General features: G+C 62.9%; 17 protein-coding genes. 8 read left to right on the top strand and 9 right to left on the bottom strand.

Annotated elements, in window-relative coordinates; genetic code table 11:
- The first annotated feature begins 18 nt into the window (after positions 1-18).
- Positions 19-198 (top strand): hypothetical protein, encoded by a 180-nt coding sequence (locus G7A66_RS05945; protein WP_174294780.1) that lies wholly within the window; start codon positions 19-21, stop codon positions 196-198.
- Between the two features lie 75 nt (positions 199-273).
- Here G7A66_RS05945 and G7A66_RS05940 read toward each other — a convergent pair whose 3' ends face one another.
- Entirely contained in the window at positions 274-1,071 is a 798-nt protein-coding gene (locus tag G7A66_RS05940; RefSeq protein ID WP_332310502.1) for an alpha/beta fold hydrolase, read from the bottom strand.
- 223 nt (positions 1,072-1,294) lie between these two features.
- On the opposite strand from G7A66_RS05940, the gene G7A66_RS05935 reads away from it, so the two are divergent.
- From G7A66_RS05935 to G7A66_RS05910, 6 genes are all read left to right on the top strand, one after another.
- Positions 1,295-2,332 carry a septation protein IspZ gene (locus G7A66_RS05935; RefSeq protein WP_174294779.1) on the top strand — a complete coding sequence of 346 codons (1,038 nt, stop codon included), beginning with the start codon at positions 1,295-1,297 and terminating at the stop codon, positions 2,330-2,332.
- 84 nt (positions 2,333-2,416) lie between these two features.
- On the top strand, positions 2,417-3,760 hold the full coding sequence (locus G7A66_RS05930) for an alkaline phosphatase PhoX (RefSeq protein WP_174294778.1): 1,344 nt from the start codon (positions 2,417-2,419) through the stop codon (positions 3,758-3,760).
- 49 nt (positions 3,761-3,809) lie between these two features.
- Complete coding sequence (locus tag G7A66_RS05925) at positions 3,810-4,373, top strand: hypothetical protein (RefSeq protein ID WP_174294777.1); 564 nt, start codon at positions 3,810-3,812, stop codon at positions 4,371-4,373.
- A 106-nt stretch (positions 4,374-4,479) separates the two neighbouring features.
- Positions 4,480-4,944: a Dps family protein gene (locus tag G7A66_RS05920; protein WP_174294776.1), complete on the top strand. Its 465-nt coding sequence runs from the start codon at positions 4,480-4,482 to the stop codon at positions 4,942-4,944.
- A 30-nt stretch (positions 4,945-4,974) separates the two neighbouring features.
- A complete protein-coding gene (locus G7A66_RS05915; RefSeq protein ID WP_174294823.1) occupies positions 4,975-5,595 on the top strand; it encodes a 6-phosphogluconolactonase in 621 nt (206 codons plus the stop codon).
- On the top strand, positions 5,583-6,053 hold the full coding sequence (locus G7A66_RS05910; protein ID WP_174294775.1) for an NUDIX domain-containing protein: 471 nt from the start codon (positions 5,583-5,585) through the stop codon (positions 6,051-6,053). The genes G7A66_RS05915 and G7A66_RS05910 overlap by 13 nt, the downstream gene beginning before the upstream one ends.
- A gap of 4 nt (positions 6,054-6,057) precedes the next feature.
- Here G7A66_RS05910 and dinB read toward each other — a convergent pair whose 3' ends face one another.
- Positions 6,058-7,242 (bottom strand): DNA polymerase IV, encoded by a 1,185-nt coding sequence (gene dinB / locus G7A66_RS05905; protein WP_174294774.1) that lies wholly within the window; start codon positions 7,240-7,242, stop codon positions 6,058-6,060.
- 121 nt (positions 7,243-7,363) lie between these two features.
- Positions 7,364-7,489, bottom strand: coding sequence for a hypothetical protein (locus G7A66_RS14485; protein WP_332310501.1), 126 nt, complete (start codon positions 7,487-7,489; stop codon positions 7,364-7,366).
- Here G7A66_RS14485 and G7A66_RS05900 point away from each other — a divergent pair.
- On the top strand, positions 7,467-8,660 hold the full coding sequence (locus G7A66_RS05900) for a multidrug effflux MFS transporter (protein WP_332310500.1): 1,194 nt from the start codon (positions 7,467-7,469) through the stop codon (positions 8,658-8,660). The genes G7A66_RS14485 and G7A66_RS05900 overlap by 23 nt on opposite strands.
- A 20-nt stretch (positions 8,661-8,680) precedes the next feature.
- Here the strand turns inward: G7A66_RS05900 and G7A66_RS05895 are convergent, their stop codons facing one another.
- The 6 genes from G7A66_RS05895 to G7A66_RS14155 form a co-directional block, all read right to left on the bottom strand.
- Entirely contained in the window at positions 8,681-10,552 is a 1,872-nt protein-coding gene (locus G7A66_RS05895) for an acetyl/propionyl/methylcrotonyl-CoA carboxylase subunit alpha (RefSeq protein WP_174294772.1), read from the bottom strand.
- Between the two features lie 40 nt (positions 10,553-10,592).
- Positions 10,593-11,597 (bottom strand): phytoene/squalene synthase family protein, encoded by a 1,005-nt coding sequence (locus tag G7A66_RS05890; protein WP_174294822.1) that lies wholly within the window; start codon positions 11,595-11,597, stop codon positions 10,593-10,595.
- Between the two features lie 11 nt (positions 11,598-11,608).
- Complete coding sequence (locus G7A66_RS05885) at positions 11,609-12,238, bottom strand: LOG family protein (protein WP_174294771.1); 630 nt, start codon at positions 12,236-12,238, stop codon at positions 11,609-11,611.
- Positions 12,239-12,246: 8 nt separating this feature from the next.
- Positions 12,247-13,800, bottom strand: coding sequence for a phytoene desaturase (locus tag G7A66_RS05880; RefSeq protein WP_269748167.1), 1,554 nt, complete (start codon positions 13,798-13,800; stop codon positions 12,247-12,249).
- Positions 13,797-15,011: a lycopene beta-cyclase CrtY gene (crtY, locus tag G7A66_RS05875; RefSeq protein ID WP_174294770.1), complete on the bottom strand. Its 1,215-nt coding sequence runs from the start codon at positions 15,009-15,011 to the stop codon at positions 13,797-13,799. The genes G7A66_RS05880 and crtY overlap by 4 nt, the downstream gene beginning before the upstream one ends.
- 127 nt (positions 15,012-15,138) lie before the next feature.
- Positions 15,139-15,760, bottom strand: a 622-nt coding sequence (locus G7A66_RS14155; protein ID WP_232366686.1) for an alpha/beta hydrolase family protein, incomplete at its 5' end; no start/stop codon positions are given.

Below are 15,760 nucleotides of genomic sequence, written 5' to 3'. Positions count from 1 at the left end.
GTTCAGAAGGAGGAAATAATGCTCAGACTCGCTGCAATCGGTGCACTCGGATACGCTGGTTACAAATATTTTCAGAAGAACAGCGCCCAGAGCGGAGAAGGGGACGCATCCCGAACGCGCGACGCTGCCGCAAGCGACGAACACACTATCGCAGAAGGTGTTCGCGAAGCCATCGAAGACTCTCCACCAGCTTCATAGAGGCCTGCAAGAAGCTTGCATTCTCCTGATGAGGCGACTGGTTGACTCAGGCTGCGCGTGATCCCGATTGCTATCTCATGGGCGATTGATCGCGGTCGATCGTAGTATCAGTTCGGCCGCCTCCTCAGGCGAATCCCAGATGGAATAATGGCCGCTGTCCTTGAACCAGTGAAGCGCGGCACTCGGGAAAGCTGCTTGGGCGCGGGCCGCCTGCCGCGGCGGGCAGAGGCGATCCTTTCGCCCCCAGCCGATCGTGATGCTGCCAGCGGCTGCGGAAGCAGGCCCCGCTTGTGCAGGGCCACGGGCCAGATCCTCGATCAGAGGGGCGACGGTCGGCGTGGTAGCGAAACTTGTCAGTTCCCTCTCGACAAGCTCGGGAGGCAGTGCCCAGGGTCTTGCCGAAAGCTGCGCCAGCAGGGCTGTTCGGGTCACCGGCGAGGCGCTCAGCGCACCAAGCTGGCCTTTCAGCAAGCGCAGAGCGCTGAGTGACGCACCCAATGTCCACTTGAAGTAGTTTCGCTCCCAGCCCTGCCAGAAGCCACCGGGGTCTAGCGCCACGACGCTTCCAGCGCAGCCCCGCCTCGCCATTTCCAGCACGAGCCGCCCGCCCAGCGAAACCCCTGCGATGCCTATGGTTTCGAGTCCGTTTTCACGAATGTAGCTCTCCAGAGAGTCGGCCAATCCTGCGAACGTGCCACTGTCCGGGTGAGCGGGAGATGCTCCGTGGCCGGGCAGGTCGATCATGACTATCTGACGCTGTGCGGAGACGATGGGCAGGATCGGCAACCAGGATTCCCGGCTCCCACCTAACCCGTGAACGAGCAGGAGCTTCGGTCCGCATCCCTTCGTCTGCGCCTCGATCGATGAACTCACCACAGTCTCCTTTCAGAGCACCAACGGACAGGGCGAGTGCCGGATCCATTCTTCCGCGCCCTTGCTGCTTACGAGCCTGATACGGTCGCAGCTTCCGAAACGCGAATCTCGGCCTTCAATAGGCGAACAAATCGCGCGTAGTTGACTGTCAGACTTCAGTGCCTGAGGGGGCATGCGAGCCAAGGCAAGACGAAACGCCTGTCGGCGGACGGAGCATAGCAGGATGAGCGGACTTACCATTTGGCGCTATCGTCGGCGCTTCCGTATCGGTGACACGGATGGGGAAGCGGTGCTGCGTTCGCGCACCAATGGGCTCTTTTCAGAGCTTCGTCTTGATGACCGGCTTGTGGCATCGGACCAGACTCCTGCTCTCGGACCCAACTCCGTGCGAAACCACCGGCTTTGCGCGACCCTTCCCGATGGCTCCGGCGTCGAAGTCGAGGCAGGCTACATCAATACGCTGAACACAGGCATTGCGGTGCGCCGCAATGGCGAGCTCGTTCACGAAAGCCACCCGGGTCGGACGATAGTTTATCCGGAGAAATATCGGAAAATGGCTGAATCCATGGGTGACGGGTCGTTGAGCGAAGGCATCAGACAAGGCATGCGGGACGGTGTCGAGGGGGGCGCCTCGGGCAGCGTCGATTTTGCAAAACTGAAGCGAAACCGTGTTCCGCTGGCGGTCGATCTTCTGCTCGGGCTCCTGTTCTTCGTCCTGGCGAAAGCGACCGATCTCACCACCGCGGCTCTCATCGGGGCCGCGGTCGGGCTGGTGCTGCTCGGGGTGCAGCGCGTTACCAAAATCGATCTTCTCGGCGGTCTGGCGATGTTCGGGATAATGCTGCTGCTTTTGTCCGCCATCCTCGCTGTAACGTTCCAGTCCGACGAAGCCGTCAAGTATCGCTCGTCGGTAGTGGGCCTCGTCAGTGCGACGCTGTTCTTCTTCGACGGGCTGGCGGGAGGCAACCGGCTTTCGGTCAGGCTCATGCGCTATGTTCCGTATCGCGGTATGGACGCGGCGCGCCTCGGGATTGGAATGGGCTTGCTGGGTGTGATCCTGGCCGGGCTGAACTTTCTCGTCGCGCATTACGCCTCAACCGACATCTGGCTTTTTTACAGCACGTTTGCCGATTTCCTCGTGTCGATGGTGCTGATCCTGTTCGTGTTCAGCTACGCGCAGGGTAGGATATTGCGCGATGTTTATCCTCGCTACGGGAGCGATCTTGACTCACGCGTTCGGCAGCCAACGAAGTCTGATTAAGCAGTCACGGGCGGCGCGGTGCCTTGTCACTGGCTTGTCACAAGATGCGCGCAACTGGCATTCTCTTGTGCTAGAGGGCCGATCATGACGAACCAGCCTGTTTTGAACCGCCGCAATTTTCTCGCCACCGGCAGCGCCTTCACTGCGCTGGTCGCCAGTGGCTGTTCGACGGCGGGCGCCAGCCGGCTGGCGGCTGCGGGCGGTGAAAGTCTGGTCTACGGGCCGCTGCAGCCCGATCCGGCGGGTGTGCTGGATCTGCCGCAAGGCTTTACCTATCGGGTGGTTTCGCGTCTCGGCGACCGGATGGACGACGGCGGCACGGTGCCCGACAAGGCGGACGGCATGGGCTGCATAGACCTTGGCGGCGGACGTCTGGCTCTCGTCCGCAATCACGAACTCGTCACGACCGACGATCATGGCGGCCCAATCGCGCATGGTTATGACAGCCGCGACGGGCTGGTCCTGCCGGGCGGCACGACGACCTTGGTGCTGGACGAAACCACGCTCGAGCGGCAGGCGGAATTCCGCTCGCTTGGCGGCACGATCCGCAATTGTTCTGGCGGCATCACCCCCTGGGGCAGCTGGCTGACCTGCGAGGAAGCGCCGGTGCGGCCCGGCGAGCGCTATGGCGAAGGGATTTCCAAGGATCACGGCTGGGTCTTCGAGGTTCCGGCCAGCGCAACGGGTCTGGTCGATGCCGTGCCGCTGAAGGCGATGGGCCGGTTCAATCATGAAGCTGCCTGCGTCGATCCTGTGACCGGCTACGTCTATCTGACCGAAGATCGTGACGACAGCCTCCTTTATCGCTTCATACCCGCAGTGCCGGGGCAACTGGCGCGTGGCGGGCAGCTGCAGGTGATGGTGCTGGACGATGGACTGCGCGACAGCCGCAATTGGAACACGATCGCCATGCAGGTCGGCAACCGCCATCCGGCACGCTGGGTCGACATCGACAATGTCGAAAGCCCCGCCGACGATCTGCGAGAGCGCGGTGCGGCCAAGGGTGCGCTGCTTATCGCCCGGGGCGAAGGCATTCACATGGGCCGGAACGAACTCTACGTCTGTTCCACCAATGGCGGTGCGGAAAAGCTGGGGCAGGTCTTCCGCCTGCGTCCTTCGCGCTCGGATGCGCCGGATGCTTTCGAACTGTTCTTCGAGAGCGACAGCCCCGATCAGTTCAACTTCGGCGACAATCTGACGACTTCGCCCAACGGGCACCTGATCGTTTGCGAGGACCAATATACCGAGGTCGTGACCAATCATTTGCGTGGCATTACCCCGCAGGGCGTCGCTTACCCCTTGGGAATGCTGCGAATGCAGACGGAGCTTGCAGGGGGGTGCTGGTCGCCCGACGGCAAGTGGTTCTTCGTCAATGCCTACAGCCCAGCGCTGACCCTGGCGATAACGGGACCGTGGGTCTCCACCTGACACACCCATCGCCTTTCGGGGCAGGTCGTCTGTTCAGGCGGCGCTGAAAGTGCCTGCCCTGTTCCTCGCTTTCCTTGCAGTGCTGGTCCTGTCCTTCGGCGGACGCGACCAGTTGCTGATCGCCCATCTCTCCGCCAGGTCAGGGCAGTCGGCTTCGGTGTTGTTGGTTGGCCTCGCATCTGCGGCGGTTGCAGCGGGTGCGATCGCCATGGGCGGAGCGTGGATGGCTGGCCTGATGTCATCTTCGGCGCGGACGATGTTCGTGGCGCTGGCGCTTGGCCTTGCCGCTTTCGAATTGGCCTGGCCAATCCGTGTGACGAAACCAGTCGAACCCACCATGTCGATCTTCGCCATTTTCCTGGTGCTGTTTTCACGGCAGGTGACGGACGCCGGCAGGTTCGTCGCACTGGCCGTGGTCGTCGCGACAGCCTCGCCGCTTCTGGGCGGGATCGGAGCCGCGCTCGGCGGATTTCTGGCGACGGCCCTGGCGTGGACTGCGGGCGATGCACTCGAAAGCCGGGTTCCGCTGCGAGCCATACGGATCGGGTTGGCGATCCTGACCGCAGTCGCAGCGGCGGCAATCGGCTTGTCCGCCAGAGGTCTGGTAGCCTGAGCCAGATCATCGACTGAGGCGATGACGGCGATGCAATGAAGGCGAGAAACGCTTTCACTCAAGGCTCGTTGATCCGGCAGACAAACACCAAACGAAAGAGGCATATATGGCCGACAAGGGCGATAATTCGAAACAGGCGCTGTTCGCGGCGCTGAACGGTTCGGTGGCGGATCATCTGGCACTGTATGTGAAGACCAAGAACTTCCACTGGCACATGGCAGGCCCGCGCTTCCGCGATCTGCATTTGCTGTTCGACGAACAGGCCGCGCAATTGATCGGCGTGGTGGATGCGATTGCGGAACGGGTCCGCAAAATGGGCGGCGACACTCAGACCTCGATCGGCTCCATCGGCCGGACGTCTCGCATCGCCGATCAGGACGACACATCGCTTTCGAGCGACCAGATGATCGCGGAACTGCGCGATGCCAATCGCAAGCTGCACGAAGGGCTGCTGGTCGTAAAGGAAACATCCGAAGAAGCGGGCGACAATGCCACCAATGGTATTGTCGACGACTGGATCGACCAGGCCGAGGAACGCATCTGGTTCCTGTCGCAGACGCTGAAAAGCTAACCACCTCTCAAAGTGAACAAAGGGAGCGATATGGCGAATTGCACGATCATCGAGGGGGCTGACGATGAGGCGGTGGCTGCGTGGCTGCATCGGCAACTGAGCGAGTGCATGGCCGAGACAGAGGGGCCGGTCGCGATCACCGTGCCCGGCGGCTCCACGCCGTTCCCTATCATGGAACGGCTTGTGGAGATGTCGCTGGCCTGGGATCGTCTTCTTGTCTGGCCCGGCGACGACCGTGCCGTTCCCGAAGACCACCCGGCCAGCAATACGGGGCGCATCCGGTCAGTGTTCGAACCGGCCGGTGCGGAGGTGGTCACCCTCACCATAATGGAGCAGGTGCCCCATTTCGCGCTCGCCTGGCTGGGCATGGGCGCTGACGGGCATATTGCCTCGCTGTTCCCGGCCAGCGATGCGCGGGTGGATGATCACGAGCCGATCCGCCGGCTTACCCCCGATCCGCTACCGCCAGAGGCTCCATTCGACAGGATCACCCTGACGCTGCCATCGCTGCTGAAGGCAGGGCAGATCATGTTCGTGATCCGCGGAACGGATAAGCGGGAGGTCTTCGACGCTGCCCTGCGCGGTGAGAACGACATGCCAGTGGCCCGGTTGCTCAGCGCAGCAAGTCAGAAGATCACATGCTTCGCCTGATCCCCGACCCCTTGTTCCGAAGCGCGCTTCGTCTTGCCGACAGGCTGCGCAAGAAGTGGTGGCAAGTGACGCGCCCAACCCTTCTTGGCGTGTCGGCCGTAGCTGAAAACGAACGCGGTGAAGTGCTGATGGTGCGCCTCAGCTACGGCAGGGGCTACTGGAGTTTTCCCGGCGGCGGGTGTCACAAGGGTGAGGGTTTCGATGCCGCCGCGCACCGCGAGTTGCTGGAGGAAACCGGCTGTCGCATCCCCAAGATGGAACTGCTCGGCAGCGTGTCGGAGGATCTGCACGGCGCCTCCAACATCGTGGCGGTGTTTGGCGGCAAGACAGAAGACATGCCGCGCATCGACCACCGCGAGGTCATGGAAGCGCGCTTCTTCCCCGTCGATGCACCCCCGTCGTCGCTCACCCCGGTGGGCAGACGGCGGCTCGATCTGTACCGCGAATGGCGGAAGTGATGCGCTAGAACAGCGTCAGCTGCGCTTCGGCATCACGCCGCTCCTTGCGGCCGCCCTTCGGGGCCCCTTGCAGGTTCGACAGCGTCAGCCCCATCAGCCGGATCGGCATGGGCAAGGGCATGACCTCCTCCAGCAGCGAATGGCCGATTTGTGAAAAATCCGCCTTGTCGATCACGTTGCGGGGCAATGACCGTGCGCGTGTGGCGATCTGGAAGTCATTGTATTTCAGCTTCAGCGTGACCGTCCGGCCCTTTGCGCCGTTTCGCTCGATCCGCTCCCAGACGATGTCGGCGATGCGGTCCATCGTTTCGCGCAGTTCGGGCGGAGAAGAAATATCCTCGCTGAAGGTGCGCTCTCCGCCGAACGACTTGCGGATGCGGTTCGCGCGGACGGGGCGGAGGTCAATGCCTCTGGCCGCCTCGTAAAGGTAGTCGGCGAAGCTGCCGAAATTTGCGCGCAGCCAGACCATGTCCTTTGCCGCCAGATCGGCACCCGTTTCGATGCCGAGCCGCGCCATCTTCTCGGCACCCTTGGGTCCGACGCCATGGAAACGTCGGACGGGAAGGCTCTGCACGAAGGCGGCGCCATCGCCGGGACGAATGACGCAGATGCCGTTCGGCTTGTTCTCGTCGCTCGCCAGCTTGGCCAGGAACTTGTTGTAGGAGACGCCCGCGCTGGCGGTCAGGCCGGTCGCGGCGAAGATTTCCCGGCGGATCGCCTGCGCAATGCGCGTGGCGCTGCCCAGTTGGCGGGGGTCGGCGGTCACGTCCAGATAGGCTTCATCCAGGCTGAGCGGTTCGACCAGTGGCGTGTGATCGCGAAATATGCCGCGGATAATGTCCGATGCCTCGCGATAGGCATCGAAGCGGCTCTTGCAGAAGATCAGATCGGGGCACAGGCGCCTGGCGGTGACGGACGGCATGGCCGATCTGACCCCGAACTTACGCGCTTCATAACTAGCGGCGGCAACTACGCCGCGACCCGCCGACCCGCCGACCGCCACCGGCTTTCCCCGCAGTTCAGGATTGTCGCGCTGTTCGACGCTGGCGAAAAAGGCGTCCATGTCGATGTGAATGATCTTGCGTGAAGCGTCGGTGCCTTCCGCGCTGGTGGCCGCATCCGTGACACTGGCGTCAGCTTCCGCCCCTTCCGACTCTTCTTCGCCTTCTGCTGCCGGGTAGTCGCTCATGCTCCTTGGAATAGGAGTTTTACGGCTTCAGCGGAACAGCCTACGCGCAGCCGGATTTTGTGCAGATGCGAAAAGATGTCTTACAAAGCGGCGCTGCGGACCTTAACTGGCGTTCTATGTCTCACGCCGAACCTGTCTCCGCTTCCTCCCCTGCGTCCACCAGCAGAAAATCGGAGGAGCGCAGGATAGGCGAAAACACGTTGATCTGGATGATGGCGCTGCTGATGGCGCTGAATGCTTTCGGCATCGACGCGATCCTGCCAGCGCTTGACGATCTCGCCGCCGATCTGGGCGCGAGCGGCAACAGCCGGCAGTTCGTCATCGGGGCCTATCTGATCTCCGCCGGTCTCGGCGCGCTGGTGCCGGGCAGCTTTGCCGATCGCTTCGGCCGCCGCCCCGTGCTCTTCGTCGGGTTGGCCGTGTACATTCTGCTATCCATCGCCTGTTCGCTGGCGACTGATTTCACCGTCCTGCTGGTGCTGCGAGCGATCCAGGGTTTCGGCGCGGCGGCAATCATCGCCCTGCCGCCGGCCATCATCCGCGACCGGGTGGGCGGCGACAAGATGGCCCGAATGATGAGCCTGATCTTCGTCATTTTCCTCATCGTGCCTGCAATCGCCCCGAGTATAGGGCAGGGCATCATCTCGCTTCTGGGCAACTGGCGCTGGATCTTCGCAGCGATGGCGATTGCCGGTACAGTCATGGCAATCTGGGTCTACACCCGGTTGCCAGAAACGCTGGACGAAACTGACCGCCAGCCGATCCGCTTGCCCGTCATCGCGCGCAACATGCGCCATGCGGTCACCTTCCGCGAAACCATCGGTTACACACTCGGCAGCGCGCTGGTATTCGGCGGATTGTTCGGCTTCATCAATTCCAGTCAGCAACTGATCGGCGAAGCCTTTGGCGCAGGCGACATATTCCCGCTTATCTTCGCAATGTGCGCCGGTGCGATGGCTGTCGCCAACTGGTCCAATTCGCGGATCGTCGAACGCTTCGGCGCGCGGCGGGTCAGCCATGTCGCCCTGTTCATCTTCATCATCGTCGCCGCCCTGCAACTATGGTTTGCGAACCAGCCCGACGAAAGCCTGTGGACCTTCGTGCCGCTGATGGCCGCCAACATGGCGCTGCTCGGCTTCATCGGCGCGAACTTCGGGTCGATCGCGATGGAGCCCTTCCGCCATATTGCGGGCGCAGCCAGTTCGGCGCAGAGCTTCCTGCGCCTGACCACCGGTGCCATACTCGGCGCGCTGATCGGATTTGCCTATGACGGAACCGCCCGGCCGCTGGCATTTGCTTTGCTGGTTACGGCGACCTTGAGCCTCGTTTTCGTGCTTTTCAGCGAACGCGGCGAATTGTTCGGTGCGCCGCGCCCGGATGAAGTCGACGATCCACAAGGAAGCCCCCAACCCGAATAGACGGCCGCGCCCGGCAGAGATCAGCTTTCGGCGTCGCTTTCGATCTGCGCGAGCAATGCATCCACTTCGACCTGCCCGCCAACAGCGGCATTCAGGCCAGCGACTGTTCCGTCGAACGGCGCGGTCAGGGCGTGTTCCATCTTCATGGCTTCCAGCACCAGCAGGCGCTGGCCCGCCTTGACCGCCTCGCCTTCCGCCACATCGACGGCGATGACCTTGCCCGGCATCGGTGCCAGGATGGCGCCATCGCCTGCTGCTGCAACGCCCGTTCCGCGTGCTTCGGTTTCAAATCCGTGCGCCTGTCCATTGTCGAACACGACGATCCGCGCGCCTTCGGCATAGCCAAGCATGATACCGGCGACCTGATCGGGGTCGAGTTCGACCGTGGTGAAGTCGCCGCCCTGGCCGAGTGTCACGGCAAGGCGGCGCGGTGCATTGAGCCTGAACCCCGATAGCTGCGAAGGCTGGTTGCGATTTGCGACCATGGCGATTTCGGCTGCGGCCTTCATGACGGTTTCGTCCGGCTGCTGGTCCGGTATCAGCCTGTCGCCCTTGCGTTCGATGAAGCCGGTGTCGATCCGCCCGGCGACGAAATCGGCGTCGGCAACGGCATTGGCGATGAAGCCAGCATTGCTGCGAACCGGCCATATCTCCGCGCTTTCGGCCATGTCGACCAGCAGGTCGATGGCGTCGTCACGGTCTTCTCCCCATGCCACCAGCTTCGCGATCATCGGATCGTAGAAGGGCGAGATCGCATCGCCTTCCTCGACTCCGGTTTCGACCCGGCCCTGATCGCCCAGGTTGAGGTGTTCGAGCGTACCGGTACTGGGCAGAAACCCGCGCGCCGGATCTTCGGCATACAGCCGCGCTTCTATGGCGTGGCCGTGGATCGCAAGCTCGTCCTGGGCGCAGGGCAGGGGCTCTCCGCTGGCGACGCGCAATTGCCATTCCACCAGATCGATGCCGGTAATCTCCTCCGTCACCGGATGTTCGACCTGCAGCCGCGTATTCATCTCCATGAAGAAGATGCGGTCGGCGCGCAGACCGTCACTGGCATCGGCGATGAATTCAATGGTTCCGGCGCCTTCGTAATTCACCGCTTGGCCTGCCCGAACCGCTGCCGCACAGATTTCCTGCCGCGTCGCATCGTCCATGCCGGGCGCGGGCGCTTCCTCGACGACCTTCTGATGGCGGCGCTGCAAGGAACAGTCGCGTTCGAACAGATGCACGACATTGCCGTGAGAATCGCCGAAGATCTGCACTTCGATATGACGCGGGCTGGTGATCCATTTTTCCAGCAGCACCTGCGTGTTGCCGAAGCTTGCCTCGGCCTCTCGCTTGCAGCTTTCCAGCATCGCGGCGAAATCGTCTGGCGTATCCACCTTGCGCATGCCCTTGCCGCCGCCGCCCGCGACGGCCTTGATCAACACAGGATAGCCGATCGCGTCGGCTTCCTTGCGCAGGCGTTCCGGCGACTGGTCCTCGCCCAAATAGCCGGGAGTGACGGGCACGCCCGCCTCCTGCATCAGCGTCTTGGCGGCATCCTTCAGGCCCATTGCGCTGATGCTGTCCGGCTGCGGGCCGACCCAGACCAGCCCGGCATTGATAACGGCCCGCGCGAAATCGGCGTTTTCCGACAAGAAGCCGTAGCCGGGGTGGATCGCCTCCGCACCGGAATCGCGCGCGGCAGCGATGATCTTGTCGCCCACGAGATAGCTTTCCGCAGCGGGGGAGGGGCCGATATGCACTGCTTCATCCGCCATGCGGACGTGCAGGGCATCGCGGTCGGCGTCGGAATAGACGGCCACGGTGCGGATGTTCATCGACCGCGCGGTGCGGATGATGCGGCAGGCGATTTCGCCGCGATTGGCGATAAGCAGGGACTGGATCATGCGCGCAGCACTATCCGCTCCCCGCGTGATGCTCAAGCGATCACCAGCCCTTAACAGGAACAAGTTCGCTGCGCGTCCAGCGCGGCATGTGCTCCGGCGTGGGAGGGGAATTCACCAGCGCTTCGAAGAGGGCGGCGATGACATGGCCGGTCTTCGCCAGAGGGCCGATCACGACGCGGCTATGCCATGCAAGCTGCCCACGGTCGCGTACTTTGCGTCCGATGGCCCCGTAAATGCGCGCGGCCGACAGGACGGCCCAGCGCTGGCGGAACCGCAGGTGTTTGGTGCCGAGGCGGGCGGCGGCCTCATGCGTTTCCATCAGATCGATCAGGCGCGGGATAATGGCCGCGAGTTCGAACCGGTTGCCAGGCTTGGTATGCTGGCCCGGCGTAAGATCGCGCTCCGCCAGCCATTCGGTGGGGATATAGCAGCGGCCCGCCGCGTCATCCTCGACGATGTCACGAGAGATATTCGCCAGTTGAAAAGCAAGTCCGAGATCGCAGGCGCGGTCGAACATGCCTCCATCTTTCGGGTCAACGCGCATGACATAGGCCATCATGACGCCGACCGCGCCAGCGACGTGGTAGCAATAGCGCATCAAATCGCCTTCGGTGCGCGGGCGCCATTCGCGGGCGTCCAGCGCGAAGCCGCCGATGACATGCTCCGCCATCTCGCGCGTGATGCCGCTCTCGGTATTGAGCTGCCCGATCGCATCGAAGGCGAGGTCGGCGGTGGGCAGCCCTTCAAAAGCGCGGTCGGTCAGGGCGCGGATCGCCTTGATCCTGTCCGTCGCCTGTTTTTCAGATTGTTCGCCCAAGGCCCCACCGTGATCCTGCGCATCGGCTATATCGTCGCATCGACGGCACCACGCATAAAGCAGCCAGGCGCGTTCTCGCGTATCGCGGTCGAACAGGCGTGAGGCGAAGGCGAAGCTGCGCGAGCCCTTGGCGATGGATTGCCGCGCCTTCTGCACCAGCACTGCACGGTCGCGACCGCCGCCTGCCTGCTGCGGAGTCGAGCGGATGACCCGGCTTGGGGCGAGCATTCTTTCCCGCGTCACAGATCGTCCGCCTTCATCCGGAAGATCGGCACATGCGCTTCATAGGCGGCCATGCGGTCGAGCAAGCTGTCGAGGTCGTCATCGGAGACGATGATGTTGCGATGCGCCTCGCGCACGAAACCCGTTTCGGCCATGTGGCGGTTGAACGCGATGAGGTGATCGTAGAAGCCGAACGCGTTGAGCAGGCCCACTGGCATGGTGTGGTAGCCAAGCTGCGCCCAGCTTACCGCTTCCCACAATTCGTCCATCGTGCCGACACCGCCGGGAATAGTCAGGAAGCCGTCCGACAGGTCGGTAAACGCCTGCTTGCGTTCATGCATTCCGCCAACGATCCGCAGTTCGGTGCATTGGGTGTTTGCCACCTCGCTGCCGGCCAAAGCGTCAGGTATGATTCCGATGACCTCGCCGCCAGCATTCAGCGCACCGCTCGCAACCGCCCCCATCAGGCCCAGCCGCCCGCCGCCATAGACCACCCCGATGCCGCGTTCCGCCAGCACCTGGCCGACAGTGCGGGCCAGTTGCATGTAGCGAGGGTCGGCAGGCGTCGCGCTGCCGCAGTAAACGGCGATCCGTCGAAGGACGCCCCCGGGGCTGGTAATGGCTTCGCCTTTGGTGGTCTTCGTCATCAGTTCCGTCATTTGGCTAGATCTTCCAGCATCAGTCCCGCCGTCGCCTTGGCGCTTCCCACCACGCCGGGAATCCCGGCCCCCGGGTGCGTGCCTGCGCCGACGAGGTAGAAATTCCCGATATCGTCGTCGCGATTATGGCCGCGGAACCAGGCGCTCTGGGTCAGGATCGGTTCCAGGCTGAAGGCGCTGCCCATATGGGCGTTGAGGTCTTGGTGGAAATCCTTGGGCGCATAATGAAACTGTGTGACGATGCGGTCATGAATGTCGGGGATCAGCCGCCTGCCGACTTCGTCCAGAATGCGTTTCGCGAGAATGGGGCCGACTTCATCCCAGTCGATCGGCATCTTGCCCATGTGAGCCACCGGCACCAGCGCATAGAAGGTGCTCATGCCCTCGGGCGCCATGCTCGGGTCGGTCACCGTGGGGTGATGCAGATAGATGCTGAAATCTTCGGGCAGCACGCCATTATCGTAGATGTCTTCCAGCAGTTCCTTGTAGCGAGGGCCGAACAGGATCATGTGGTGCGGAATGCCGGGCCATTTGCCCTTCAGCCCGAAATGGACCACGAACAGGCCAGGGCTGAACTTCTTGCGCGACAGCGTCCGGGCATAGGATTTGCCGCGTTTCGTATCGCCGAGCAGGTCGCGGTAGGAGTGCATGATGTCGGCATTGCTGGCAACCGCATCGAAGCGCTGGCGAAAGCCGCCTTCGGTTTCCACTTCCGTGGCTCGATTGCCCAGCGTGTGGACGCGCTTCACGGCATCGCCCACGCGCATCTGCCCGCCAAGCCGCTCGAAATGGCGGATCATGCCCGCAATCAGGCGGTTGGTCCCGCCCCGCGTCCACCAGACGCCGCCATCCTTTTCCAGCTTGTGGATCAGGGTGTAGATCGCGCTGGTCTTCATCGGATTGCCGCCCACCAGCAGGGTATGGAAGCTCAGCGCCTGCCGGATCTTCTCATTCTCGATGAAGCTCGACACCATCGAATAGACGCTGCGCCAAGCCTGCTTCCTGGCCAGCGCAGGCGCGGCCTTCAGCATGGACTTGAAGTCGAGGAACGGCACGGTGCCGAGCTTGACGTAGCCTTCCTCGTAGACGCCCGCGGAATAGTCGAGGAAGCGCCGATAACCCGCCACATCGGCAGGGTTCAGTTTCTCGATCTCGGCGTTGAGTTCGGCGTCCTTGTTCGAATAATCGAAATTCGTGCCATCGGGCCAGTTGAGGCGGTAGAAGGGGTGCACCTTCATCAATTCAACGTCCTGCGCCATGTCATGGCCGGAAATGGACCAGAGCTCCTCGAGGCAGGGCGGGTCGGTCACGACGGTCGGCCCCGCATCGAAGGTAAAGCCGTCCTTCTCCCAGAAATAGGCGCGGCCGCCGGGCTTGTCGCGGCCTTCGATGACCGTGGTGGCGATGCCGGCGCTTTGCAGGCGCATCGCCAGCGCCATGCCGCCGAAGCCCGAACCGATCACGCAGGCGCTCTTGCCGACATAGGCCGGGTTTGCGGAAGCGGGGTTTGCGCGGATCTCGCCGCCCTTTGAGGGAGCCATGTCATTCATGCAGCGGTCCGTTTCGGTTCGTGGCTGCCGGAAAGCGGCGTGCCGGGGGTGACGAGGGCGTGTAGCGCCCGCTTTACGGGTACAGGGGGCCGACCCGAGAGAATACGCGCCTTGTCCAGTGCAGTCGATCGCCCGGCGTAGAACCGCTCGATCAAGGCCTGGGGCAGCCGATAGAAATGCTGGAACACGATGTGGCGTTGCTCGGGCAGCGCGGCACCGAACAGCATGCGCCCGAGCAGCCTGTAGAACCCCGTCCGCCGCCAGTGATCGGCGCTGCGCTGCGCCATCATCTCCGCCATGTGCACGCCCGGCATGCCGGCGGATCGAGTAATCGCAATCGCGTTTTCGACAGCAAAGGGAAGGGTGTAGCTGGTCAGGGGATGCGTGAAGCCGCCGCGAATACCGCCCAGCGCCACGCCGCCGAAGCCATTCTCGGGCGTAGGCGAACTACCGGCCAAGGCGCTCGCATCGCCTCCTGAGATGACCGGCAGAACGCCGGTTTCCTCGTCCATCGTTTCGCCTCTCCAGCTGCGCGCTTCGCAATAGGCGTCGATCCGCTTGGCCAGTACCGCGCGGTCGAGCACCGGCTCGTCGGCATAGTAGGTGTCTTCGATGAACAGATCGGTGTCCGACAGGGGCAGGACATAGACGAAGCGATAGGCACCATGCTGCGCGACGTTGGCATCCATGATGATGGGCCGCCTCACGCCGTGCGGATGTTCGCAGCGCAAGTGCCGCCCGAGGAAGACCTGCCATCCGCCCTCGAGGCCGGTGCCGATTTCGGCCCCGCGGCAATCCACCACCGCGCCGGCAGTAATCCGCTGCTGGTCAGCCAGTGTAATCCCGCCTTCATCGACCGAGACGACCTTCGTGCCGGTGCGGATTGCCGCAGCGGGCAGCTCCTGCCGTATCGCGCGGTCGAAATCGGCAGAGGCCAGCGAATTGTAGCGCGAGCCCAGCGTCCGTTCGTATTTCGGAAAGCGCACGTCATAGGCAGGCCATGAGGCCGTATCGAAGGCGCTCATCAAGGCGCGGCCTGCGGGTGAAAGATCGCTGTCGAACCAGCTCCAGCGGTGATGCCCGCCGATCTTTTCACCGCACTCGAACAAGGCGATTTTCAGGTCGGGGCAGCGGAAATGCAGGGCAAGGGCAGTAAGCCCGCCCGCCAGTCCGCCGCCGGCAATCGCAATGTCGAGGTCGTGACTTTCCATTCCGGCTCAAGCCCTAGGGCGCAATGCCATTCCGCGCAATTGCCCTTTGTACCGTACGGAGGAGTCGAGACGGACGAGAAAGGGGCGACCCTGCGGCCGCCCCCTCATCTTCAACGATGTCGCTAAGTCATTCCTCGCCGAGGACACTTGCTGGCAGCAACGGGCGCGGTGCGGGCTTGGCAGCGTCGCGGTCGCCGGTTTTCAGGTAGGTTTCGAACCAGCGCATCATCCGCAGATTGTAATCGTAACGGGCTGCCGCCTGCTGATTGCCGTGGCCTTCGCCGGGATACAGCACCAGCCGCACCGGGGTGTCCGGCTTGCGGACCTTGATGTTGCGGTAAAGCTCGTAGCTTTGCGTCGGGCTGACCCGCGTATCTTCCTCGCCATGCATGATCAGCAGCGGGGTGTTCGCATTCTCGACATGGTAGATCGGACTGGCTTCCAGCATGCCCTGCCAGTCTTCCCACGGGAACTGCCGCGCATGGACGAGGTACATTTCCTGCGGGATGTCGGTCGTGCCGAATTTGCTGATCTGGTTTGAAATGCCGACGAACATGACGCCTGCGCCGAATTCCTCCGATTGGGCGGTGGAGCCCCAGGCCGTGGCATAGCCGCCATACGATCCGCCTGTAATGCCGGTGCGGTCGGGATCGGCAATACCTACGGATACGAGTGCCCGCTTGGCATCGACGATATCGTCGAATTCCTTGCCCGCATAATCGTTCTGGTGCGCCTTGGCGAAAGCGGTG

Origin of the sequence: Alteripontixanthobacter muriae (assembly GCF_013336795.1) — a bacterium.
Lineage (GTDB): Bacteria > Pseudomonadota > Alphaproteobacteria > Sphingomonadales > Sphingomonadaceae > Pseudopontixanthobacter > Pseudopontixanthobacter muriae.
This window is presented reverse-complemented; position numbering and strand designations above follow the sequence as displayed.